The following is a 22698-nucleotide window of genomic DNA, read 5'->3' on the forward strand; positions in this document are numbered from 1 at the left end:
TGCTGGCGCGTCCAAAGCGGCAGCGGCTCTTCTTGTACCACGCTTGATGCGTCGGCCTGTACGAATTGTCTGTCGGACAAATTCTTATTTTTCATCTCACTTTGTAACGCGCGGCACTTCTCTGGCCAGGTCCGGTCGTACTTGTTCGCTTCGTGCAGACGCAAGGCGCCGCATGCCGTGGCCACCCTCACACGGCATCGCTTTGCGGCAAAAGAAGAGTCAACCATTCAATTGCGAGGACCACCACCATGACCAGCTTCCTGAGAACCAGAAAAGATCGTCATCCCCGACATGACAAGCCACGCCTGCCGCATGAGCACGACCAGAATGCGGACCGCCAGGATGCGGCCAACAGCGGCCATGCGGTCGAGCGCCCCGAAATTCGTCAGGCCTACGATGACATCCGCAAGGGCCAGGTCGATACCGACCTGCGCGGCACTGGCGGCCTCGATGAAATGAACAAGCGGCCCGGCAGCCGCTCGGCCGAAGCCCCCCGCAAGGAGCTCGACAAGGACTGAGGCTGCACCGAAGCCCTGCCGCGCCGGCCCCGGACTGGCCGACGCGCAGGCTTCAGAGGCCCGATTGCACGATCCAGTCCGAGATGATCCTGAACAATTCCTGCGGCTTTTCCATCGGCGTCATGTGACCGCAGTCGCCGATGATCTCCAGGCGCGATTGCGGTATCTGGCGCGCCATCTCTTCCGATTCTTCCACACTGCGCAGCTTGTCTTCGTCACTGCCGACGATGAGTACCGGGCATTGCAGCCGTTGCAGGTCCTCGGCGTTGCTGTCGCGCAGGGTCTGCAACTGCCGCAGGAATACCTCCTTGCCATTGGCCAGGGCCATGGCCTGCAGGCGATCCAGCAAGGCGCGGTCGGTGCTGCGCGCCGGGTGCAGTGATGAGGCCAGCGCGCGCGAAGTCAGCCCCTTGAAGGGGGTACGTTGCGCCAGCTCGATCTGGGCCAGCGTGCCCGCCGATTCACGCTCGGTCTGCGGGCGCGATGACGTATTGAGCAAACCCAGGCCAAGCACACGCTCGGGTGCCTTGAGCGCAATGGCTTGCGCCACGAAGCCCCCCATCGAGAAACCGAACAGCACGAAGCGTTCCGGCGCCTGGCGCAGCACGGCATCGGCCATGGCCTGGATACCGACCTCCTGGCCGAGGTCGCCGAAGCTCAGTGTGCCCAGCGTGGACAGATCGGCCTGCATGTCATCCCACAGATGGGCATTGAGCATGAAGCCCGGCAGCAGGACCAGGTTGCGCATCGTATTTTTTCCTTGCATCAGAGGTTGTAGAAGTGAAGAGCGCGGGCCTTACTGCAGCCACTGCGCGCGCCGGCTGGACCCGGCCATGGCCAGGCAGAGTACGCCCAAGAAGGCCAGCGCAGCCTGCAATCCCCAGCCATGGACGAGGAAACCGAACACGGGCGGGCCGATCAGGCTGCCGCTGTAACCCAGTGTGGCCACCGCCGCCAGGGCGCTGGAACCGTGCCGCCCGGCGGCACTGAAGACGAACGGGAATACCGCGGCCACACCGGTGCCGGCGATGGCAAAGCCCAGGATGGCCAATGCCATGCCGGGGGCCGCCACGGCCAGGGCAATGCCCAAGCTCGCCACCAGCGTGCCGACCCACACCACGCGGCGCGCGTCATAGCGCGCCTTGAGACGGTCGCCGATCATGCGCATGATGAGCATCATCCCGGCGAACGCCGCATAGGCCAGGGGCGTGGCACCATCGCTGGCACCGATATGGTCCTTCATGTAGATGCCGCTCCAGTCCGCCACCGAGCCCTCGACGATGGCACCGCAAAAAGCGATCACGCCCAGCACCACCAGATGTCCGTGCGGCAGCGCGAAGAGCTTGCGCGCGGGATCATGCTCGGGGCGGTCATCGGGCAGCGCTTCATGGCAGGCGTAGAGCGGATAGAGGAACAGCGCCGCCACCAGCAGGAAGTGCCAGACGGGCGCCACGCCCAGGCCCGCCACGGCACTGGCGGCCAGCGCACCGGAGAAGGTGCCCACGCAGAACCAGCCGTGCAGCATGGACATGATGGGCCGCCCGGCGTCGCGCTCGGCCTGCGCACCCAGCGCATTGATGGCCACGTCGAAGCAGCTGGAGGCGGCACCATAGATCGTGCAGATCAGCATGAGCGCGGCCACATTCGGTGCCAGTCCCAGCAGCGGCAGCGACACCAGCAGGGCCAGCCCCGCGTAGAGCGTGCTGTGGCGCGCGCCGTAATGGCCGGTGATCCAGGCCGCCAGCGGGAAGGAGCCGACCGCGCCAATGCCGCCACAGAGCAGGACCAGGGCCAGCGTGGCAGCATCGAGCTGCAGGTGGTCCCGGATGGCGGGAATGCGCGCCGCCCAGGTGGCAAACACCACACCCAGCAGCAGGAAGAACAGCGGGATGGCAGACCTGCGCCAGATCAGGGGCAAGGGAGACGGCGGGCGGGAAGTGGACTGCTTGGTTGTCATCGATAAGTCAGGAATGTAAACTGCGCACAATCATTTCTTTCCTGAAATGAGTTTCAGTATTGCAAACCGCTATTATCCGACACCGGGAAAGCGCATGCACATGCGTGGTCGGAGCAGCGGGTCGGGACTGCCCTGCGGGCGGTCCATTCAGAGATCAATGAACCTGCAAAGGTTCGCGGCAGGCGCCCACGCCTGCCACCCTCCATCGTGCACCACCTCTGAGCGACCATGCGCGCTGACAGCGGCTGCAATCACGCAGGGACAGAAATGCCAGTTTCAGAAGCGAACAAAATCTATCAGGAAGTCATCGATGCACTGATCGCACTGCATCGGCTCACTGACGGCTATACGCCCAATCATGAAGACCAGACCGCCGAACTGGCGGTGATGATCGGGCGTCATCTGGGCCTGCCGGCCGAACGCATCGACGTGCTGCACATGGCCGCCCAGGTGCACGACATCGGCAAGGCCAGGATACCGCTGGCCTTGCTGACCAAACCCGGTCGCATCACGGCCGATGAATATGGCGTGCTCAAGACGCACGTCCAGTTCGGTTATGAAATCCTCAGCAGGATCAGCTTCCCCTTCAATCTGGCAGAGATCGTCTGGTGCCATCACGAGTACCTCGATGGCAGCGGCTATCCGCGCGGCATTGCCGCCGATGCCTTGCCATTGGAGGCGCGCATCCTGACGGTGGCTGACATCGTCGAATCGATGTCGGCCGACCGTCCCTACCGCAAGTCGCTGGGCATGGCCGTGGCACTGGAGGAAATCCAGCGCCAGAGCGGCACCCGCCTGGACCCGGTCGTGGTGGATGCCTGCCTGCACGTGGTGCAGCAACACAACTGGAGGCCGGTCAGCAACTAGGGCCTGTTCACATTAAATCTGCGAGTGCGAGAGGTCGCCAAGCGTTGACTGCCTAGGCGCGGCGACGCGCCGTGGTGGTGCCACGGCAAGGAGCTGCAACAACGGCAGGCGACGCTTGGCGGCCTCTCCCGGAGGGTTGCCCCCAGAAGGCGCGCTGGCCCGCATCGGCTACACTGGCGCCACACCATAACAAGACCGCCAGGAGACGTCCTTCCATGACCCGCCACGCTGCGCATGCGCCCGCGCCATTCATCCTGCGCCATCCCATCCTCACCGCCCTGGCCCTGTCGCTGGGCACGGCCGTGGCGCTAGGGGTGGCGCGCTTTTCCTATGCCCTGCTGCTGGCGCCGATGCGTACCGACCTGGGCTGGCCCTATCTGATCGCCGGGGGCATGAATACCGGCAATGCGCTGGGCTATCTGCTGGGCGCGCTGATGACACCGGTACTGATGCGTCGCTATCAGGCGCACCGTGTGCTCATCGCGGGCGCCTTCGGCACCGCCCTGCTCTCCTTCCTGCCGGCGCTGACCACGGACACGCTGCTGCAATTGCTGTTGCGGGTGGTAACGGGGGTGACCAGTGCGCTCATCTTCGTCTCGGGCGGTTTGCTGGTGAGCCGGCTGGCGGCATTGCACGCGCAGCGCGCGGGGCTGCTGCTGGGTCTGTATTACGGCGGCACCGGCATCGGCATCGTGGCCGCATCGCTGCTGGTGCCGCCGGTGATGGACGCCGCCGTCGCACAGGGTGCAGCGCATCCCTGGCAATGGGCATGGGTGCTGCTGGGCGTGCTGGCGCTGGTGGCCAGCCTGGTCATGACGCTGCCCGCCCGGCTGATGCCGACCTCGCCGGCACAGGCCGCGGGCGGCGGGGCATGGCGTCCGCGCAGCCTGCTGTTCGGGCTGATCGGTTATTTATTCTTCGGGCTGGGATATATCGGCTACATGACCTTCGTCATCGCCCTGCTGAAAGAGGAAGGCATGGCGGCGTCACGCATCACGCTCTTCTTCGCGCTGCTGGGGGCGGCGACCTTTGCGTCCTCACGCATCTGGGCGCGCATGTTGGACCGCTTCCACGGTGGGCAGTCGCTGGCCATCCTCAACGGCCTGCTGTGCCTGGCCACCCTGCTGCCGGCCACGACGGCAGCGCCCGTGGCGGTGTTTGCCTCAGGGTTGCTGTTTGGGGGCTGCTTCCTGTCAGCCGTGGCCTCGACCACGGCCATGGTGCGCCACAACCTGCCGCCGGCGGACTGGCCTGCAGGCATCAGCGCCTTCACCATCATCTTCGCCGTGGGCCAGATCATCGGCCCTTCCATCGTCGGATGGATCGCCGATGGTGCGGGCGGCCTGCAACGCGGGCTGACGTTTTCTGCACTGATGCTGCTGGCGGGGTCGCTGGTGGCATGGCGGCAAAAGCCGCTGGGCGCGCACGAGAGGCCGCCCGGCGCGGCTTGACGTTTTCTGCACATCGGGCCGCGCGGCCAATGCCGGCGCGGTCCGCCGCCGGGCTTACTGCTGACCGAGGTGGCGGCGCAGAGACTCCACCAGAATGCCGCAGTCCTCATCGGTGCCGATGGTGATGCGCAGGAACTGCTTGATGCGCTCGCTCTTGAAGTGACGCACGATGATGCCGTCGCTGCGCAGCGACGCGGCCAGTTCGGCGGCATCGCGTTGCGGATGGCGGGCGAAGACGAAGTTGGCCGCCGAAGGCAGCACCTCGAAGCCCAGGGCTTGCAGCTGCCCCACCAGGGCGGTACGGCTGGCGATGACCATGTCGCAGGTCTTGCGGAAATAGTCCTCGTCCTCGATGGCGGCAGTGGCGCCGGCAATGGCCGGGCGATCCAGCGGATAGGAATTGAAGCTGTTCTTGACCCGCTCCAGCGCATCGATGAGGTCGGCATGACCGACCGCAAAACCGACCCGCATCCCGGCCAGCGCGCGCGACTTGGAGAAGGTCTGCACCACCAGCAGGTTGGGATAGCGCTGCACCAGCGGGATGGCGCTCTGGCCACCGAAATCGATGTAAGCCTCATCGACCACCACGACCCGTTCCGGATTGCCCTGCAGAATGCGCTCCACCTCCTCCAGCCCCAGCAAGCAACCGGTCGGCGCGTTCGGATTGGGGAAGATGATGCCGCCGATGGACTCCCCATGGCCGAGGTAATCGGCGGTGCGCAGGGTGAAGTCCTCGGCCAGCGGCACGGCGCGATAGTCGACCTGGTACAGGCCGGCATAGGTCGGGTAGAAACTGTAGGTGATGTCCGGGAAGAGGATGGGCTTGCCATGCTGCAGCAGGGCCTGGAAGGCATGCGCCAGCACTTCATCCGAACCGTTGCCCACGAACACCTCGCGCGCGGTGATACCGTCGGCGGCGTGACGACCGGCGATGGCCAGTTTCAGCGGCTCGGCGTCGGGATTGGGATAGAGCCGCAGACTGTCGCTGACCTCGCGGGCGATGGCCTGCAGCGCCAGCGGCGAGGGACCATACGGACTCTCGTTGGTATTGAGCTTGACCAGGCGCGCGAGCTTGGGTTGTTCGCCGGGGGTGTAGGGCGTCAGGCGGCTGACGATGGGACTCCAGAACTTGCTCATGAGAAATCAGCCCATGCCGGGCCGTACAGAATTGAGGGAAAGCGCAGATGGTAGCAAACTTGCCGCCAGCCGGCCGCTCCCGCCTCAGAAATAGGGGCGATAGCGCCGCTGGCGGGACTGCCCCTCCTGCGGCGGCGGGAGCGCTGCCCTGGGCTGGCTGCTGAGCAGGGAGAGCGCGCGCTCGGCAATCCCGGGCGGCAGGCCGATCAGGTCCTGGCAGGCGCGCTGCAGGGCCGCCTGCGAGGCGAACCCGGCATCAGACGGGCGGGCCCGGGCATCTTCCATGCGCGCCAGTTGCGCCAGCACCCACGCCACGCGCTGCTCGCGCACCAGGCTGCGCAGCGACTCGCCCTCGGCAAACAAGAGCGCACGCAGGCGCGCGGTGGAGATCTGCCACTCCCGCGCAATGCGCTCGGCACACCACTGCGCTGCCGGTTGCGCAAAGATCGCGGCAGCCAGGCGCCGGGCGTGGGGCTTGCTGGTGTCGGCGGCCCGCTCCATGTCGGCGCTCGACTGCGCCTCCAGGGACAGCGACCACACCGCCGGGCGCATGCCCCGTGCCGTCACACGCGGATGCGCCAGGCAGGCAAAGCGCACGAAGGGCGGCACGGTGAAACTCTCGCCCTCCTGCAACTCGACCGCCACGCCGCCGCTCTTCAAGGTGGCCGCGCCCTTCCATACCCGCACCCGCGCGGGGGCGGCGAAGCGTAGTTCGCGCAGAGGCAGATGATGATGGGTGACGATGGCCATGGCTGTTCCGATACGGTCTCAACTCCGGGATGCGCAAGTGATCTTAAGTCAGCCGCGAGCGCCAGACTGTCGTCGTGGTGACAGGCCACTCACAGCGAGGCCATGCCGAAGGCGCGCAAGCCATCCAGATCGACCACGCGGATGCTCTGGTAGGAAATCTCCACCAGCCCCAGCTCGGCCAGGTGGCGCATGGCCTGGTTCACGCGCTGGCGCGACAGGCCGGTCAGCAGACCGATTTCTTCCTGCGACAGTTCCAGCACCTTGGACGTGCGCGGATAGAGCATGGGATGGAACAGCTGCGCAATGGCCTGCGCTACGCGGGCATCGACGTCGAGCAGCCGCTCGTTCTGGACGGTGGCGATGAACTGGCCCATGCGTTCATTCAACTGGCCGATGACGAAGGCGTTGAAGGGCAGACTTTCGGCCATGAGGCGATGGAAGGTATCGGCGGGCACCAGCAGGATCTGCGCGGCGCGGATGGCGATGACATCATAGCGACGCGGCTCGCGCTTGATGACGCTGCCCTCGCCGCACCAGCCGCCTTGCGGTACGCCCGAGAGCGTGCTGCTGCGACCATCGATGTTGTAGACGGCCAGCTTGATCAGGCCCTCATGCACGCCGATCCAGTATTGCGAGAGCTCACCGCGCCGGGCCACGAAGGCGTCGGCAGCATAGCGCGCGAGCTGGGTGGTGGCGGCGGCCAGCGCACGATGTTCCGGCGCCAGCGCGGCGAACCAGTCGTATTGCTGCAGAAGCTGCGCCATCGGGCTGCTCATGGGATGTGCACGGGGAAGAGGAAACGGCCAACATTGTCGCATGTCAGCCTTGTCATCGTGATGACAAAGCACAAGACCGCTTCGGTGCTACCCTAATCACAGGCGGCTGATAAAAAATGCACAGGCCGCGCCCCTCATCCCCGCCGCAAGGAGACAAGCATGGCAGACTTCGACACCGGCCTCGGCCGCAATGCCGCCAATTACGCGGCCCTCACCCCCATCGATTTCATCGCGCGCGCCGCTGCCGTCTATGGCCAGCGTCCCGCCATCATCCATGGCGCGTTGCGCCAGGACTGGGACCAGACCTATCGCCGCACGCGCCGCCTGGCCAGCGCCCTGCAGCGCCTCGGCGTCGGCAAGAACGATACCGTTTCGGCGATGCTGCCCAATACCCCGGCGATGGTGGAGGCGCACTTCGGTGTGCCCATGGCCGGTGCGGTACTGAATGCACTCAACATCCGGCTCGATGCCGAATCCATCGTTTTCATGCTGCGCCATGGCGAGGCCAAGGTGCTGCTCATCGACAGCGAATTCGCCGCACTGGCCCAGCAGCTGCGCGCGCAATTGCCGGCATTGAAGATCGTCGAGGTGTTCGACGTGCTGGGTCCGCCACCGGTACCCGGCGAGCGCTTCGGTCATCTCGAATACGAAGCCCTGCTGGCCGATGGCGATGAAAACTTCGAATGGCAATGGCCTGCCGACGAGTGGGATGCGATTGCGCTGAACTACACCTCCGGCACCACCGGCGACCCCAAGGGCGTGGTCTATCACCATCGCGGCGCGGCTTTGAATGCGGTCTCCAACATCCTCGAATGGGATCTGCCCAAGCATCCGGTCTACCTGTGGACGCTGCCCATGTTCCATTGCAATGGCTGGTGCTTCCCGTGGACGGTGGCCGCACGCGCGGGGGTGAACGTGTGCCTGCGCAAGTTCGAGCCCAAGCTGGTGTTCGACCTGATCGCCGAACACGGCATCACCCATTACTGCGCCGCGCCCATCGTGCATGCGGCGCTGGCCAATGCTCCCGAGGGCTGGCGCGCCAATATCCGTGGCCCGGTCAAGGCGATGGTGGCCGGGGCGCCGCCGCCGGCAGCCGTGCTGGCCAAGATGGAGGCGATGCAGTTCGAGCTGACCCACGTGTATGGACTCACCGAAGTCTATGGACCGGCGGCCGTGTGTGCGGAACAGGATGAATGGAGCACGCTGTCGGTGGACCAGCGCGCGGTGCAGAAGTCACGCCAGGGCGTGCGCTATCACCTGCAAAGCGGGGTGACGGTGCTCTCCCCCGATACCATGGAACCGGTGGCCGCCGATGGCGAGGAGATCGGCGAGATCATGTTCCGCGGCAACATCTGCATGAAAGGCTACCTGAAGAACGACAAGGCCACGCACGAAGCCTTTGCCGGGGGCTGGTTCCATACCGGCGACCTCGGTGTGATGAATGCGGACGGCTACATCAAGATCAAGGACCGCAGCAAGGACATCATCATCTCCGGCGGAGAAAACATTTCCAGCGTGGAAGTGGAGGACGTGCTGTACCGCCATCCGGCCGTACTGGCCGCAGCGGTGGTGGCACAACCGGATGAGAAATGGGGAGAGACACCCTGCGCCTTCGTGGAGCTCAAGGAAGGTGCCAACATCGATGCGGCAGAACTGACCGAATTCTGCCGGGGCCACCTGGCCGGTTTCAAGGTGCCCAAGGCGATCTACTTCGGTCCGCTGCCCAAGACGTCCACCGGCAAGATCCAGAAGTTTGAATTGCGCAAGCGCATGAAGTCCGACAGCGCCATCAACGTCTGAGGCGCTGCCCCATGGCATCGCCTCAGGCCTTGCGCACGGCGATGTGATACAGGCCCCAGGGGCATTGGCCGAAGCGCTCCGGCAAGGGGCGCGCGCTCATCTCGGGGAAGCTGTCGGCGTCATACACGGCCCATAGCGGACCGAGTCCGCCCAGCGGGATGGGCTTGCCATCCAGATGGGTGGCGATGATGAATCGATACTTGGCGATATCCTCCGCCGAAACCAGCACTGCATAACCATCGACGGCGCGCAGGGCACAGTTCTGCACGGTGGCGGGGCCACCCACGGCGCGCAAGACCTCCGAGAGCAGCGGACCACGCAGGCTGTGACGGCGGCCATCGTATTCCAGCGTGGGACGGATCTCCACCGAAGGCAGCGCGGCGAGCGCGGCAAAATCGAAGGTGTGGGCACGGTCGAACGCCAGCTTCTGCTTGGCCATCATCTGGTCCAGCGCCGGATCGAGCGCACCGCGATTGGCCTTGCTGATGTCGCCGGTGACGGTGAGCAGCACCGGACCTGCGCCAGGGCTGGCCTTCTTGTCAGCGGCCAGTGCCGGCAGGGCGGCGGGCGCGGCCAGCAGCGAGGCGCCCAGACTGAGGAACTTGCGTTTTTGCATGGAATGGCCTCCTCTTGGAGATGAGTGGGACGTGCGGTGATGGCGGATTGTAATCAGTTTTTGCGCTTCGCTGCGCACCAAGGACAACGGCCCGCCTCAAGGCGAGGCGGGCCGTTGGACTCAGCGCTGCATCACTGCAACCGCGCTTCAGTCACGCGGCGGACGGCCGCGCCAGTAGCCGGCCAAGAGCGACCCCGAGAGGTTGTGCCACACCGAGAACAGCGCACCCGGCAGAGCCGCCACCGGCGTGAAATACAACTTGCCCAGCGCAGCGGCCAGACCGGAATTCTGCATCCCGACTTCAATGGCCAGCGTGCGGCAGACCGCCTCATCGAAGCCCAGCAGGCGGCCACCCCAGTAGCCGCCCAGCAAGCCCAGGCCGTTGTGCAGGATCACGCCCACCAATACCACCAGGCCCACCGACGCAATGCTGGCCTGGCTGCCTGCGACCACCGCCGAGATGATCAGCAGGATGGCCACCATCGACACCAGCGACAGGTAGGGTTCGATGCGGCGGATCAGCTTGCCCGCGAACAGGTTCAGCACCAGGCCGACCGCAATGGGGACCACCACGATCTGCACGATGGACATCAGCATGGCGTGGGCGTCGAAGTGAATGGAGGCATCCACGTAGAGCTCGGTCAGCAGCGGCGTCGCAAACACCGACACCAGTGCCGACAGGGTGGAGATGGTGACCGACAAGGCCACATCGCCGCGCGAGAGATAGATCATGACGTTGGAGGCAGTACCGGAGGCGACGCTGCCCACCAGCACCATGCCGGCGGTGAGATCGGGCGGCATGCGCAGCACCTTGGCGATGATCCAGGCGGCCAGCGGCATGACCAGGTAGTGCAGGACGATACCGGCCGCCACGGGCGCGGGGCGCTTGATGATGCGCTTGAAGTCGTCCACCGTGAGCGTCACGCCCATGGTCAGCATGATCAGCGTGAGCAGCTGGGTAATGTATTTGCCCAGGGGCGTGAAGGTCGGCGGCGAGAAGTAGGCGGCAGCGGAAAGCAGCAGCGCCCACACGGGAAAGAGGCGGGTGATGGTGGCAAGCATGGCAATGGATGAATGATGAAACAAACCCGCGCATGAAGACGATCATGACGGGATGGCGCGTTTTTTATGTTGACTGCGTGGATGACGCGAACTGCGGTGGAGGAATCATCGTGCACCCGATACGGTGACGGCCTCTTCTCTGGCCGGGGCCTTGTGGGCGGGCAAGGCCGTGATTCTACCCGTGCAGGCCGATTGCTGCCCGTTCCCGGGCGGTGGGAGCCGCTACGGGCGGGATAGATCACATTTGAAACTAAGCATGACCTTGGGCGGCATCACGCCGATTACGCCCTCCGAACGTTCGCTGCCGATGATGCGGGCGTGGCGGCCCTGCTGGCGGCACCAGTCATCGGCCTGCTGCAAGCCCTGTACAGCCACGCCGTCATTGCCACGCCAGCGCGAACTGGCTACCAGCAGGTAGGTATCCTTGTCGATCTGCGTGACCGGTTGCGAGGTGGCGCAACCGGCCAGCACCGTCGTCAGGGCAAGCGATAGCGTTCTGCGGATCTGCATCGGGGCTCCCGGTGATGTGGTGATCCCGCGATGGTAGCCAGCGCGAGGGGCGGCGTCATGCGTCCCTACAACTCTTTACGTCCGGGCTGCGGACGACAGGCGGAGGATAGGCGGACGATAGGCGGACGAAAAAAAACGCCGCGGGAACCCGCGGCGTTTTTACGTACCCATCAGTGATGCGATCAACGCGTAACCGGTTTGTAACGGATACGCTTGGGCTTGGCCGCTTCTTCGCCGAGGCGCTTCTTCTTGTCGGCTTCGTATTCCTGATAGTTGCCGTCGAAGAAGGTAACCTGCGAATCGCCTTCGAAGGCGATGATGTGGGTGGCGATACGGTCCAGGAACCAGCGATCGTGAGAGATCACCAGCACGGTGCCGGCGAATTCCAGCAGCGCATCTTCCAGGGCGCGCAGGGTTTCCACGTCGAGGTCGTTGGACGGTTCGTCCAGCAGCAGGACGTTGCCACCCTGCAGCAGGGTCTTGGCCAGGTGCAGGCGGCCGCGCTCACCACCGGAGAGGTTGCCGACGATCTTCTGCTGGTCGCCACCCTTGAAGTTGAAGCGGCCCAGGTAGGCGCGCGAGGGCATTTCGAAGCGGCCCACGGTGAGGATGTCGGCGCCGCCCGAGACATCTTCGAAGACCGTCTTCTTGTTGCCCAGGTCTTCGCGCGACTGGTCCACCAGCGACACCTTGACGGTGGGGCCGAGCACCAGTTCGCCACTGTCCGGAGTTTCGCGGCCGGCCAGCATGCGGAACAGGGTCGATTTACCGGCGCCGTTGGGGCCGATGATGCCGACGATGGCACCGGCCGGGATCTTGAAGTTCAGGTTGTCGATCAGCAGGCGGTCACCATAGCCCTTGCTGACGTTCTTGAATTCGATGACTTCATTGCCCAGGCGCTCGGCCACGGGGATGAAGATTTCCTGGGTCTCGTTGCGCTTCTGGTATTCGTATTCGGAGAGCTCGTTGAAGCGGGCCAGACGCGCCTTGCTCTTGGCCTGGCGGCCCTTGGGGTTCTGGCGCACCCATTCCAGTTCCTTGGCGATGGTCTTCTGGCGGGCCGATTCGCTGGCTTCTTCCTGCTTCAGGCGGGCTTCCTTCTGTTCCAGCCAGGAGCTGTAGTTGCCCTTCCAGGGGATGCCGTGGCCGCGGTCCAGTTCGAGGATCCATTCGGCGGCGTTGTCGAGGAAGTAGCGATCGTGGGTGATGGCCACCACGGTGCCGGGGAAGCGTTGCAGGAACTGTTCCAGCCAGTCCACCGATTCGGCGTCCAGGTGGTTGGTCGGTTCGTCCAGCAGCAGCATGTCGGGCTTGGAGAGCAGCAGCTTGCACAGTGCCACACGGCGCTTTTCGCCGCCGGAGAGCACGCCGATCTTGGCGTCCCAGGGCGGCAGGCGCAGCGCGTCGGCGGCCATTTCCAGCTGCTGGTTGAGGCTGTTGCCGTCAGCGGCGGCGATGATGGCTTCCAGGCGGGCCTGCTCGGTGGCGAGGGCGTCGAAGTCGGCGTCTTCTTCCGCATAGGCGGCGTAGACCGCGTCCAGCTTGGCCTGGGCTTCGAAGACTTCACCCAGGGCGCTTTCGACTTCCTGGCGCACGGTCTTCTCGGGATCGAGCTGCGGTTCCTGGGGCAGGTAGCCGATGTTGAGGTTGGGCATCGGGATGGCTTCACCCTCGATTTCCTTGTCGATGCCGGCCATGATCTTGAGCAGGGTGGACTTGCCCGAGCCGTTCAAGCCGAGCACGCCGATCTTGGCGCCGGGGAAGAAGGACAGCGAGATGTCCTTGAGGATCTGCCGCTTCGGCGGCACGATCTTGCCGACGCGGTTCATGGTAAAGACGTATTGGGCCATGGTATGAGTTGCCAGTGAGAGGGAAACGGTAAGACGGCGATCAGGCGCCGCCGGCGCTGGGCTCTGCCGAGCTTTGCGCGCGGGTGCGCAGGTAGCGCCACAAGCCTTCGGCGGAGTATACCGCGAGCGCCACCCAGATCACGCAAAAGCCGATGGCGCGTGCCCCGGCAAAGGGTTCGCCGTAGATCAGCACGCCACCCAGCAGCTGGATGGTGGGCGAAATGTATTGCATGAGGCCCAGCATCGACAAGGGGATGCGACGCGCGCCATGGGCAAAGAGCAGCAGCGGCACCGCCGTGATGGGGCCGGACAAGGCCAGCAGGATCCGGGCCGAAGTGGAAGCATGGGTGAAGGCGTTGCTGTCGCGCAGGGTATCGAGACCCAGGATGACCAGCACCAGCGGCAGCATCAGCAAGGTTTCCAGCGACAGGCCTTCAAGGGCACCCAGGTGCGCGGTCTTGCGCAAGAGGCCATAGAAGGCGAAGGTCAGCGCGATCAAGAGCGAAATCCACGGCAGGCTGCCATTGGCGATGGTCAGCCAGATCACTGCACCGAGTGCAAGGAACACCGCCAGCCATTGCAGGGGACGCATGCGTTCCTTCAGGATCAGGTAGCCCATGAAGACGCTCACGAGCGGACTCATGAAGTAACCCAGGCTGGTATCGACGATGCGCCCGGCATTGACGGCCCAGACGTAGAGTGTCCAGTTGCCGGTGAGCAGCAGGGCCGAGAGCAGGAAGCCGGCCACCACCATGGGCCGCTGACGGACCTCGGCGACCCAGCCCCACTGGCGCCGCCAGGCCAGCACCGCCACCAGGAACACGCAAGACCAGAAGAGGCGATGGACCACGATGTCAAAGGAAGGAATTTCCTTGAGCAACTTGAAGTAGAGCGGGAACAAGCCCCACAGGATGGAGGCGCTGATGGCGTGAAGCATGGGCAGGGCAATGGGATGGAAGCCCAGACCGGCGCGCCAGGGGGCGCACCCGGTCACGGCTGTGACAAGCCGCCATTATTGCAGGATTCGCCGGGGCTGGTTTGATGCGACGCTAGGCCAGCTGTACCTCGATCCTGCTGGAGAGCATGACGACCTCGCAGTCCACCTCACTGGCCGCGCGCTCGATGACCAATACATCGGCAGGCCCGATGGTGATCAAGGGATGGTGCCAGACCCCGCGCCGCAGGGTGACGCCCTGCCCGGGTTCGATCACGAAGGCGGCAATGGCCGACTCGTCCGGCCGCTCACCATCGCCGGCCAGCACCGCCAGGCAGCGCGCCGCGCCCATGGGGATGAAGCTCTGGCTGCCCAGGCGGTGGCGCTCGAAGGCGCGCAGCGGATAAGCCGCCTGGCCAGCCGCCGTCTCGGTGTGGAAGATCGCCACGCAAGCGCGGCCACCCGCTTCCTCCACGTCGAGGCTGGCCACGTCGTCGTAGCGGCGGGCGGTGCCGAAGTTGATATCGCGCTCGGAGCGGCCCGGTGCGATCAGTTCACCGTAGGCAGCAAAGGCTTCGCGCGTCAGGGCTTGCGCCTGGATCACGCGCAGCATGGACTGGGACTCAGGCGCACACATGCATCAATCCTGCCGCGTAGCTGATCAGGGAACGATCACTGCCGGGCGGCGCGATCAGCGACAGGCCGAAGGGCGCTCCATCGAGCTGCATCAACGGCAGCGAAATCTGCGGGAAGCCCGACAGGCCAGACAGACAGAGCATGCGCACAGCCTGGTTGCGATAGTCTTCCAGCGACTGTTCAGAATCGGTCAGCAGCGGTGCCACATCCGGTGCACTGGGCAGGAGCAGGACGCCATCCTGGCCGAGCAGGCGGGTGAAGGATTCGCGGAAGGTGCGCCGCACCGCGCTGTGCTCTTCCATCTGCTGCGGTGTGATGGTGGATGACCAGGCGAAACGTTCGGCCACGCCCGGCCCCAGCTGGAAGCCGTGGCGGCTGATGTTCTCGCCATGGGCCCGCCAGGCTTCATAGCCCTGGATATGGCGGAAGGCCCAGTACAGCGCATCAAAGGAAGGCCCGGCAGCCTTGACCGGCTGGGGCGTGCCCAGCACGCCATCCAGGCGATCCAGCAGTTGCCCGAACTGCGCCTGTACACGCGGCGCCAGCAGGGCCAGTACGTCGGCAGCGACCAGCACGCGCGGCTGCGCGGGCAAGGGTGCGCTGTCTTCGCCCAGCAAGACGGCACCGGCGCGGCTGAACACATCCATGTCGCGCGCGAACCAGCCGCAGGTGTCGAAGCTGCCGGCCAGTTCCATGACGCGCTCCAGCCAGACGCGGCCATGCGTGGGGCGCAGGCCGATCAGGCCGCAGTGGCTGGCCGGCACGCGCACCGAGCCACCGGTATCGGTGCCCAGCGCCAGGTCGGCCAGGCCATTGGAGACCGCCGAGGCCGAACCGGAACTGGAGCCGCCCGGGATGCGATCCGGCGCACCGCCATTGCGCGGAGTACCGAAGTGGGCGTTCTTGCCATTCATGGAGAAGGCCAGCTCATCGGTATAGACCTTGCCGACGAATTGCGCGCCCGCTTGCAGCAGCGCCTGCACCGCCGGTGCCGAGTCGGTCTTGATGCCGGACAGGGCCAGCATGTGCGGGTTGCCGCAACCGGTGGGATAGCCGGCCACGTCGAAGATGTCCTTGACCGCCAGCCGTACGCCGGCCAGGGGACCGCTGCTGGCGTGGGGTTGCGGCACGAAGGGATAGGGGACGAAGCAGCGGGCGGTGGAGACATCGGCACTCATGCGGTTTCCTTGTCGGGTCGGTTCTTGTCGGAGAAGGCGCGGCCTGGGCTCAGGCCGCGGCCAGTTGGAGTTCTTCGGCACGCAGGCAGCGTACCGTATGTTGGGTGCCTACGGCCTGTTCGGGCGGCTGCTGGCTCAGGCAGGCCGCCTGCGCATGCGCGCAGCGCTCGGCGAAGGCACAGCCCGCAGGCAGGTTGGCCAGGTCGGGCGGCGCGCCGGGGATGGTCTGCAGGCGCTGGCCCTTTTGCATGGCGCCGTGGCTGCGGCTTTGCAGCAGCGACATGGTGTAGGGGTGGCGCGGCTGGGTCAGCAGCTGCGAGGCCGGTCCCTGCTCGACGATGCGCCCGGCATACATCACCGCGATGCGGTCGGCCACCTCGACGGCCGCACCGATGTCGTGGGTGACGAAGATGATCGACAGCCCCAGCTCGCGCTGCAGTTCGCGCAGCAGCAGCAGGATCTGGATCTGCACGGTGGCATCGAGCGCGGTGGTGGGTTCGTCGGCCAGCAAGACCTTGGGCGAGCAGGACAACGCCAGCGCGATCATGGCGCGCTGGCGCATGCCGCCGGACATCTCGTGAGGATAGGCATCGAGCCGCCGTTCGGGGCTGGGGATGCGTACCTTCTCGAACAGCGCCAGAGCCTGCGCACGCGCCTCTGCCGCCGACACTTTCTTGTGGCGGCGGATGGTCTCGGCGATCTGCGCACCCACGGTGTAGACCGGATCGAGCGCCAACAGCGGCTCCTGGAAGATCATCGCCACGCTGTCGCCGCGCAAGGCGGACAGCTCGCGGCCATTCATCTTCAACACGTCGCGGCCATCGACTTCGAGCCCGCCCTCGATGCGCGTACGCGATTCGGGATGCAAGCGCATGATGGAGCGCAGCGTGACACTCTTGCCCGAGCCCGACTCACCGATGAGGGCCACCACCTCGCCCTCGGCGACTTCCAGGTCGACGCCGCTGACGGCGCGGATGGTCTTGCCGGGGGCTTTGAAGGTGATGCGCAGGTCGCGCAGGCGCACCATGGATTTCTTGCGAGGATCAGCCATGTTGCGGCTCCTTGTTGAGCATGCCGGCCTCGAAACCGGCGTCATCATAGCCACTGCCGGCTTCATAGCGCAGGCAGGCCACGCCGTGATCGGGCGCGGCCTCGCCGAAGACCGGCGCGCGCTGCTGGCAGACCGGCTGCGCAAACTGGCAGCGGGTATGGAAGCGGCAGCCCGAGGGTGGATTGATGGGATTGGGCGGGTCGCCGGCCAGCGGCGCTTGCTCGGTGCGGCGGGTCGGGTCCATGCTGGGCATGGAGCGCAACAGGGCGCGCGTATAGGGATGGCGAGGCGCATCGAAGACCTGCTCGGCCGGCCCGACCTCGACCACCTGGCCCAGGTACATGACCAGGACGCGGTCGGAAATGAAACGCACCACGTTGAGATCGTGGCTGATGAAGAGGTAGGTGAGGCCGAATTCCTGCTTCAGGTCCAGCAGCAGGTTCAGGACCTGTGCCTCCACCGACTTGTCCAGCGCCGAGACGGCCTCGTCCAGGATCACCAGGCGCGGCTCCAGCGCCAGGGCACGGGCGATGTTGACGCGCTGGCGCTGGCCGCCGGAGAGTTCATGCGGATAGCGCCCGGCAAAGCGTTCCGGTTGCAAGCCCACCCGTGCCAGGAGGCTGCGGGCACGGGCGATGGCCTCACGCGACGAGAGGCCATGCACGATGGGTGCGAAGGCAATCGAATCCTCGATGGTCATGCGCGGATTGAGCGAGGAATAACTGTCCTGGAACACCATCTGCGCCTGGCGCCGGAACTGGCGCAGCGGCATGGCGCGCGAACCCACGGTCTGGCCATCGAAGACCAGTTCGCCGCTGTCCTGCCCGATCAGTTGCATCAGCACGCGTGCGGTGGTGGATTTGCCGCAGCCGGATTCGCCGACCACGCCCAGGGTTTCGCCTTTCATGATGTCGAAGCTCACGCCATCGACCGCGCGCACTGCATTGGCCGGGCCGCGCAGCAAGGGCAGTCCCTTTTGCTTGAGCGGAAAGTGTTTCAGCAACTGGCGCACGCCCAGCAGCGGCTGGCGCGGGCCGCCGACGTCACGCGGATCTTGCTGCAGGAGAGGGGCGGACAGGCTCATTGCTTGACCTCCATGGCCGAACGCAGGCCGTCGGACAACAGGTTGAAGGAAATCGAGGTGAGGAAGATGAAGGCCCCCGGCAAGGCCGCTACCCAGGGCTGGGTGTAGATGGCGGTGCGCAGGGTGTTCAACATCAGGCCCCATTCCGGCTCGGGTGGCTTCACGCCCAGGCCGAGGAAGGACAAACCCGAGGCCAGGATCATCGACACCGAAATCAGGCTGGTGGAATAGACGAAGATCGGTCCCAGCACATTGCCCAGCACGTGCACGCGCACGATGGTGAAGGCATTCGCCCCGGAGGCGCGCGCGGCATCGACGTAATCGCTGCGCCGCACTTGCGTGGTGACGCTTTCTGCAATGCGGGCGATCTGCGGCACGAAGACGATGGTCAGCGAGGTCAGCGCGTTGAAGATGCCCGCGCCCAGCGCACCGGACAGTGCGATGGCCAGCAGCACCGAAGGAAAGGCGTAGAGGATGTCGATGCTGCGCATGATGACGGTGTTGGTAAAGCCACCTGCATAGCCAGCCACGATGCCCAGGCCACTGCCAATGACGAAGGCCAGCAGCACCGGCGTAATGCCCATGAACAGCGACAAGCGGCCGCCCAGCAGCAGGCGCGAGAACATGTCGCGGCCCAGTTCATCGGTGCCCAGCAGGTGGCCGACGGTGCCGATGGGTTTCAGGCGCGAGAACATGGAAGCTGCGAACGGATCACCCGGCATCACCCAGGGTGCGGCGATGGCCGCCACGATCAACAGCAGCAGCACGGTGGCGGCGATCATGGCGCCGGGATTGCGCACCAGGCGCGCAGCGACGTTGGCCCAGTGGCCGCGCGAGCGGCGCATGGCGGCGGGCGCCGCGGCCGCCTTGAGTGAGGAGACGGGAGTGGAAAGATTCATGTCAGGCTCGCTCGATACGGGGGTCGAAGATGGTTTGCAGGATATCCACCAGCAGGTTCAGCGCCACGAAGAACATGGCCAGCACCAGGATGCTTCCCTGCAGCAGCGGCAGGTCGCGCTGGAAGATGGCCTGGTTGAGCAGGAAGCCGGTGCCGGGCCAGGAGAACACGGTTTCGATCAGGATCGAACCACCCAGCAGGTAGCCCAGTTGCAGGCCCATGACGGCCAGCGCAGTGGGGGCGGCATTCTTGACCACGTGGCGCAGTACACCCGCATCGGACAGACCGCGCGCCTTGAGCCCGACCACGAATTCCTGCGCCAGGATGTCGGCCACCAGCGCGCGCACGGTACGGGCGATGATGCCCATGGGGATGAAGGACATGGTGACGGCCGGCATGAGCAGGTATTTCATGTGCTCGATATCCCACACCCAGGCGCCCGAACCATCGGGGCCGGCACCGGTGGCAGGCAGCCACATCAGCCTGGAAGAAAACACGATCACCAGCACCATGCCCAGCCAGTAGTGCGGCACCGACACGCCTACCACCGAAATGAAGGAAGCGATGCGATCCACCCAGGAATTGCGGAAGTAGCCCGCCACGAAGCCGAACAGCGAACCAAACACGAAGCCGATCAGCGTGGCCACGGCAGCCAGCATGAAGGTATTGCCGACCGCCTTGAAGACTTCGGCGGCCACCGGACGGCCGGTGGCAATGGAGCTGCCCAGGTCGCCGTGCAGGGCGCGCCAGACCCAGCTCATGAATTGCTCGGGGTAGCTGCGGTTGAATCCATAGAGTTCCATGAGCTGCTTCTGCATATCGGCCGAGGCATCCGGCGGCAGGATCGAAACCAGCGGATCGCCCGGCGCAATGTGGACCAGCATGAAGCAGAGGAAGGCCACGCCCAGCATGATGGGCAGGGCGTAGAGAAAGCGTCGTATCAGGTAGGCGATCATGGCAGTTCCGGCGACGGGTCAGGTGCAGCCGCAGCAGTGCTGCGGAATGTGCTTGGTGCAAAAAACGTCATGGTGCAGAAAACGTCAAGCGTGATGCAGAAAACGTCAGCGGCGCCGGCACACTGCGGCGCCGCTGATGTCGTCCTGCGTCAGGGCATCAGTCCATGCTCATGGTGGCGATGTCGATGAACCAGCTCTGCGGCTGCACCACGCCCTTGACCTTGGCGGAGATGGCGCGCGGGCCGGTGTCGTGGGCCACCCAGACGAAGGGTGCTTCATCGACGATCTTGGCATGCAGCTGGGCCAGCAAGGCGTCACGCTGCTTGGGATCGAAGGTGGTGCGCGCCTTGGCGATCAAGGCATCGACCTCGGGGTTGCTGTAGAAGCCCCAGTTGTTGGAGGTCGGCGGCGCGGCCTTGGTATCGACGAAGCGCACCATGGCGAAGAACGGATCCATGGAGGCGAAGCTCACGTTGATGGCATTGGCGCCGTGCGCGCTCGGATCCTTGGCACCGATGCGCCAGTTGGTATAGAGCGTGTTCCATTCCACCACGTCGAACTGCACGTCGAAGAAGCAGTCCTTCAGGTTCTGCTGCATGAACTCGTTCATCGGCAGCGGTTGCATCTGGCCGGAACCGGAGGCCGAAATCTGCACCTTCACCGTCAGCGGCTTGGCGGCGGAATAGCCGGCTTCGGTCATGAGCTTCTTGGCGGCGGCCGGATCGTACTTGATCTGGAAGCTCGGGTTGCCGCGCCACGGATGGCCGGGTTCGACGGTACCGGTGGCCTCACCCATGAGTCCGCCCAGCAGTTGCTTCATGGCCGGACGGTTCACGCACAGGTTGGCGGCATGGCGCACGCGCCTGTCCAGCCAGGGCGAACCGGGCACGAAGGACAGCTGCCACGGCCACACGTGAGGCTGCGGGTTGGAGTAGATCTTGAAGCCGCGCGCCTTGATGGCATCCAGGGCATCCGGTGCGGGGGCTTCGATCCAGTCGACCTGGCCGGACATCAGGGCGGCGGTACGCGAATTGGCTTCCGGCAGCGGCAGCATCACCACGCGGTCGATCTTGGGGCGGCGTGCAGCATCCCAGTAGCCATCGTTCTTGACCACTTCCAGGCGCTCGCGCGGCACGAACTTGGCCATCTTGAAGGGACCGGTGCCGGACGCATCGGCAGCAAAGGCGGCCCAGGCCTGCTTGCTGCGCTCGGCCTTGTCGGTCACCGAGGCCGGCACGGCGGCCAGTTTCTTTTCCCACTGCGCCGGCGAGGCCATGAACAGGTTGGTCAGGTTGATGGGCAGGAAGGAGTCCGGCTCGGAGGTGGTCAGCTCCACGGTGAGATCATCGATCTTGCGAGCCGAGCGCAAGGTGGGCATGCGCGAAGCGGTGACGCCGACCTGGCTGGGATCGAACTGGACGGCGTTCTTGTCCAGTACCTTGTTGACGTTCCAGACCACGGCATCGGCATTGAAGGCCGAACCATCATGGAATTTCACGCCGGGACGCAGCTTGAAGATCCACTTGGTCTTGTCCTTGGGTTCGACCTGCCACGACAGCGCCAGGTCGGGGATCAGTTCGCTGGCCTTGTCGGCCTTGGACAGGTCCCATTGGGTCAGGCCGTCATACATGGGGATGCCGGTGAAGCGATTGCCCTCGAAGCCCTGGTCGGGCTGGCCCAGCGTGCGCGGGATGTCGCCGGCGGTCATGGCGATGCGCAACACTTTCTCGGCGTGCGCAGGCAGACTGGCCAGTGCGCCGAAGGCCAGGGTACAGGCCAGGGCGAGGGGTGCGGTCTTGAGAAATTTCATAGCGGTGCTTTCCTGGTTGAGGGACGACGGTGGACACAAGGGATGCAACTGAAACTGCGCGAAGCCAAGAACAAGAGGGGAGCCCTGGCTCAGGGCGGTGAAAACGACAGGCCCACACGCTGGGCGGCGTTGACAATGTGCTGCTGCATGGCCAGGCGCGCGCCATCGATATCGCCGGCAGAGATGGCGGCAGCCACGGCGCGGTGTTCGGCGGCGGGCGCCCAGATGCGTTCGCGGTCGGCGAAGGGCACGCGCAGGCTGTGGCTGATGGGGCGCTCGAACTGGCGCACCACCTGCGAAAAAGCCGGATTGCCGGACAGTTCGGCCACGAGTTGATGGAATTCCAGGTCGGCATGCGAAGCGCTGACCAGATCGAGATTCTTGAGCGCATCCTCGAAGCGCGCCTGGATACCCCACAGGCGCGGTGTGGCGTGCGCGTTGATGTGGCGCGCTGCCAGGGCGGCGGCGGCCGACTCCAGCGTATAGCGCAGCTGGAACACGGCCGCCAGGTCCAGTTCCGTGGCAGCCGTGCCGCCTTCGCCGGCTGGCGTCTGGGGCGGGGCCACGCGACCTTCCTGGCGTTCGCTCACCAGCGTGCCCTTGCCGGGAACGGAGCGGATGAAACCCAGCGCCTCCAGCATCGACAAGGCTTCCCGCAACGACGCGCGGCTGATCCCCATGGACTCGGCCAGTTCGCGCTGGCTGGGCAGCATGGCGCCGGGCGCGTAGGTCCCGGAGAGAATCTGGCGCTGCAAGGTCTGTGCTGCAATATTGGGCATGCTCATGGTGGGTGTCCTCGTTGGCCTGACTGGTCAGACCGCGAAGGACTACTGAGCAATGAGCGTGCCATGTACCTC

At 65.2% G+C, this 22698-nt stretch carries 22 protein-coding genes; 4 read left to right on the plus strand and 18 right to left on the minus strand.

The genetic code is table 11. The annotated features are described in order from the left end of the window. The first annotated feature begins 248 nt into the window (after window positions 1-248). Window positions 249-518, plus strand: coding sequence for a hypothetical protein (locus GWL_RS19670; RefSeq protein WP_008333636.1), 270 nt, complete (start codon window positions 249-251; stop codon window positions 516-518). 52 nt (window positions 519-570) lie between these two features. Here the strand turns inward: GWL_RS19670 and GWL_RS19675 are convergent, their stop codons facing one another. Next, a complete protein-coding gene (locus GWL_RS19675) occupies window positions 571-1266 on the minus strand; it encodes an alpha/beta fold hydrolase (protein ID WP_008333649.1) in 696 nt (231 codons plus the stop codon). Window positions 1267-1314: 48 nt separating this feature from the next. Beyond that, window positions 1315-2475, minus strand: coding sequence for an MFS transporter (locus GWL_RS19680; protein ID WP_008333661.1), 1161 nt, complete (start codon window positions 2473-2475; stop codon window positions 1315-1317). A gap of 267 nt (window positions 2476-2742) precedes the next feature. On the opposite strand from GWL_RS19680, the gene GWL_RS19685 reads away from it, so the two are divergent. After that, on the plus strand, window positions 2743-3342 hold the full coding sequence (locus GWL_RS19685) for an HD-GYP domain-containing protein (RefSeq protein ID WP_034351495.1): 600 nt from the start codon (window positions 2743-2745) through the stop codon (window positions 3340-3342). A gap of 215 nt (window positions 3343-3557) precedes the next feature. Next, window positions 3558-4793 carry a YbfB/YjiJ family MFS transporter gene (locus tag GWL_RS19690; RefSeq protein WP_008333665.1) on the plus strand — a complete coding sequence of 412 codons (1236 nt, stop codon included), beginning with the start codon at window positions 3558-3560 and terminating at the stop codon, window positions 4791-4793. Between the two features lie 54 nt (window positions 4794-4847). On the opposite strand, the gene hisC is transcribed toward GWL_RS19690, so the two are convergent. The 3 genes from hisC to GWL_RS19705 form a co-directional block, all read right to left on the minus strand. Next, window positions 4848-5930, minus strand: a complete 1083-nt coding sequence (hisC, locus tag GWL_RS19695) for a histidinol-phosphate transaminase (protein WP_008333666.1) — start codon at window positions 5928-5930, stop codon at window positions 4848-4850. An 84-nt stretch (window positions 5931-6014) separates the two neighbouring features. After that, complete coding sequence (locus GWL_RS19700; RefSeq protein WP_008333668.1) at window positions 6015-6680, minus strand: hypothetical protein; 666 nt, start codon at window positions 6678-6680, stop codon at window positions 6015-6017. An 89-nt stretch (window positions 6681-6769) separates the two neighbouring features. Beyond that, a complete protein-coding gene (locus GWL_RS19705) occupies window positions 6770-7444 on the minus strand; it encodes a Crp/Fnr family transcriptional regulator (RefSeq protein WP_008333670.1) in 675 nt (224 codons plus the stop codon). Window positions 7445-7615: 171 nt separating this feature from the next. On the opposite strand from GWL_RS19705, the gene GWL_RS19710 reads away from it, so the two are divergent. After that, on the plus strand, window positions 7616-9256 hold the full coding sequence (locus GWL_RS19710) for an acyl-CoA synthetase (RefSeq protein ID WP_008333671.1): 1641 nt from the start codon (window positions 7616-7618) through the stop codon (window positions 9254-9256). 22 nt (window positions 9257-9278) lie between these two features. On the opposite strand, the gene GWL_RS19715 is transcribed toward GWL_RS19710, so the two are convergent. From GWL_RS19715 to GWL_RS19775, 13 genes are all read right to left on the minus strand, one after another. Beyond that, window positions 9279-9872: a molybdopterin-dependent oxidoreductase gene (locus tag GWL_RS19715; RefSeq protein ID WP_008333672.1), complete on the minus strand. Its 594-nt coding sequence runs from the start codon at window positions 9870-9872 to the stop codon at window positions 9279-9281. Window positions 9873-10019: 147 nt separating this feature from the next. Then, window positions 10020-10934, minus strand: a complete 915-nt coding sequence (locus GWL_RS19720) for a bile acid:sodium symporter family protein (protein ID WP_034351498.1) — start codon at window positions 10932-10934, stop codon at window positions 10020-10022. 222 nt (window positions 10935-11156) lie between these two features. Next, window positions 11157-11444 (minus strand): hypothetical protein, encoded by a 288-nt coding sequence (locus GWL_RS19725; protein ID WP_008333674.1) that lies wholly within the window; start codon window positions 11442-11444, stop codon window positions 11157-11159. Window positions 11445-11626: 182 nt separating this feature from the next. Beyond that, window positions 11627-13294 carry an energy-dependent translational throttle protein EttA gene (ettA, locus tag GWL_RS19730; RefSeq protein WP_008333675.1) on the minus strand — a complete coding sequence of 556 codons (1668 nt, stop codon included), beginning with the start codon at window positions 13292-13294 and terminating at the stop codon, window positions 11627-11629. A 40-nt stretch (window positions 13295-13334) separates the two neighbouring features. Further along, the gene (rarD, locus tag GWL_RS19735; RefSeq protein WP_034351700.1) at window positions 13335-14231 is read right to left on the minus strand and encodes an EamA family transporter RarD; all 897 of its coding nucleotides are present in this window, start codon (window positions 14229-14231) and stop codon (window positions 13335-13337) included. Window positions 14232-14343: 112 nt separating this feature from the next. After that, window positions 14344-14865, minus strand: a complete 522-nt coding sequence (locus GWL_RS19740) for an ureidoglycolate lyase (RefSeq protein WP_192811595.1) — start codon at window positions 14863-14865, stop codon at window positions 14344-14346. Beyond that, complete coding sequence (locus tag GWL_RS19745; RefSeq protein WP_008333678.1) at window positions 14852-16042, minus strand: amidase; 1191 nt, start codon at window positions 16040-16042, stop codon at window positions 14852-14854. The genes GWL_RS19740 and GWL_RS19745 overlap by 14 nt, the downstream gene beginning before the upstream one ends. 49 nt (window positions 16043-16091) lie before the next feature. Further along, window positions 16092-17093 (minus strand): ABC transporter ATP-binding protein, encoded by a 1002-nt coding sequence (locus GWL_RS19750; RefSeq protein WP_008333679.1) that lies wholly within the window; start codon window positions 17091-17093, stop codon window positions 16092-16094. Beyond that, the gene (locus GWL_RS19755) at window positions 17086-18177 is read right to left on the minus strand and encodes an ABC transporter ATP-binding protein (RefSeq protein WP_008333680.1); all 1092 of its coding nucleotides are present in this window, start codon (window positions 18175-18177) and stop codon (window positions 17086-17088) included. Before GWL_RS19755 ends, GWL_RS19750 begins: the two co-directional genes overlap by 8 nt. Continuing rightward, the gene (locus tag GWL_RS19760) at window positions 18174-19076 is read right to left on the minus strand and encodes an ABC transporter permease (RefSeq protein ID WP_008333681.1); all 903 of its coding nucleotides are present in this window, start codon (window positions 19074-19076) and stop codon (window positions 18174-18176) included. Before GWL_RS19760 ends, GWL_RS19755 begins: the two co-directional genes overlap by 4 nt. 1 nt (window position 19077) lies before the next feature. Next, window positions 19078-20031, minus strand: a complete 954-nt coding sequence (locus GWL_RS19765; protein WP_008333682.1) for an ABC transporter permease — start codon at window positions 20029-20031, stop codon at window positions 19078-19080. A gap of 157 nt (window positions 20032-20188) precedes the next feature. Continuing rightward, window positions 20189-21841 (minus strand): ABC transporter substrate-binding protein, encoded by a 1653-nt coding sequence (locus GWL_RS19770; protein WP_008333683.1) that lies wholly within the window; start codon window positions 21839-21841, stop codon window positions 20189-20191. An 89-nt stretch (window positions 21842-21930) separates the two neighbouring features. Beyond that, a complete protein-coding gene (locus tag GWL_RS19775) occupies window positions 21931-22626 on the minus strand; it encodes a FadR/GntR family transcriptional regulator (protein WP_008333684.1) in 696 nt (231 codons plus the stop codon). Window positions 22627-22698 lie beyond the last annotated feature (72 nt).

The sequence above is a fragment of the Herbaspirillum sp. GW103 genome (genome assembly GCF_000261365.1).
GTDB lineage: Bacteria > Pseudomonadota > Gammaproteobacteria > Burkholderiales > Burkholderiaceae_D > Herbaspirillum.

Bases quoted from the DNA above. Each gene is read 5' to 3' on its own strand.
- GWL_RS19775 (WP_008333684.1), bottom strand. From the start codon at position 22,626: ATGAGCATGCCCAATATTGCAGCACAGACCTTGCAGCGCCAGATTCTC.
- GWL_RS19745 (WP_008333678.1), bottom strand. From the start codon at position 16,042: ATGAGTGCCGATGTCTCCACCGCCCGCTGCTTCGTCCCCTATCCCTTC.
- GWL_RS19680 (WP_008333661.1), bottom strand. From the start codon at position 2,475: ATGACAACCAAGCAGTCCACTTCCCGCCCGCCGTCTCCCTTGCCCCTG.
- GWL_RS19715 (WP_008333672.1), bottom strand. From the start codon at position 9,872: ATGCAAAAACGCAAGTTCCTCAGTCTGGGCGCCTCGCTGCTGGCCGCG.
- GWL_RS19700 (WP_008333668.1), bottom strand. From the start codon at position 6,680: ATGGCCATCGTCACCCATCATCATCTGCCTCTGCGCGAACTACGCTTC.
- GWL_RS19740 (WP_192811595.1), bottom strand. From the start codon at position 14,865: ATGTGTGCGCCTGAGTCCCAGTCCATGCTGCGCGTGATCCAGGCGCAA.
- GWL_RS19690 (WP_008333665.1), top strand. From the start codon at position 3,558: ATGACCCGCCACGCTGCGCATGCGCCCGCGCCATTCATCCTGCGCCAT.
- GWL_RS19705 (WP_008333670.1), bottom strand. From the start codon at position 7,444: ATGGCGCAGCTTCTGCAGCAATACGACTGGTTCGCCGCGCTGGCGCCG.
- rarD (WP_034351700.1), bottom strand. From the start codon at position 14,231: ATGCTTCACGCCATCAGCGCCTCCATCCTGTGGGGCTTGTTCCCGCTC.
- GWL_RS19670 (WP_008333636.1), top strand. From the start codon at position 249: ATGACCAGCTTCCTGAGAACCAGAAAAGATCGTCATCCCCGACATGAC.
- GWL_RS19685 (WP_034351495.1), top strand. From the start codon at position 2,743: ATGCCAGTTTCAGAAGCGAACAAAATCTATCAGGAAGTCATCGATGCA.
- GWL_RS19710 (WP_008333671.1), top strand. From the start codon at position 7,616: ATGGCAGACTTCGACACCGGCCTCGGCCGCAATGCCGCCAATTACGCG.
- GWL_RS19760 (WP_008333681.1), bottom strand. From the start codon at position 19,076: ATGAATCTTTCCACTCCCGTCTCCTCACTCAAGGCGGCCGCGGCGCCC.
- hisC (WP_008333666.1), bottom strand. From the start codon at position 5,930: ATGAGCAAGTTCTGGAGTCCCATCGTCAGCCGCCTGACGCCCTACACC.
- GWL_RS19770 (WP_008333683.1), bottom strand. From the start codon at position 21,841: ATGAAATTTCTCAAGACCGCACCCCTCGCCCTGGCCTGTACCCTGGCC.
- GWL_RS19725 (WP_008333674.1), bottom strand. From the start codon at position 11,444: ATGCAGATCCGCAGAACGCTATCGCTTGCCCTGACGACGGTGCTGGCC.
- GWL_RS19755 (WP_008333680.1), bottom strand. From the start codon at position 18,177: ATGAGCCTGTCCGCCCCTCTCCTGCAGCAAGATCCGCGTGACGTCGGC.
- GWL_RS19750 (WP_008333679.1), bottom strand. From the start codon at position 17,093: ATGGCTGATCCTCGCAAGAAATCCATGGTGCGCCTGCGCGACCTGCGC.
- ettA (WP_008333675.1), bottom strand. From the start codon at position 13,294: ATGGCCCAATACGTCTTTACCATGAACCGCGTCGGCAAGATCGTGCCG.
- GWL_RS19675 (WP_008333649.1), bottom strand. From the start codon at position 1,266: ATGCGCAACCTGGTCCTGCTGCCGGGCTTCATGCTCAATGCCCATCTG.
- GWL_RS19765 (WP_008333682.1), bottom strand. From the start codon at position 20,031: ATGATCGCCTACCTGATACGACGCTTTCTCTACGCCCTGCCCATCATG.
- GWL_RS19720 (WP_034351498.1), bottom strand. From the start codon at position 10,934: ATGCTTGCCACCATCACCCGCCTCTTTCCCGTGTGGGCGCTGCTGCTT.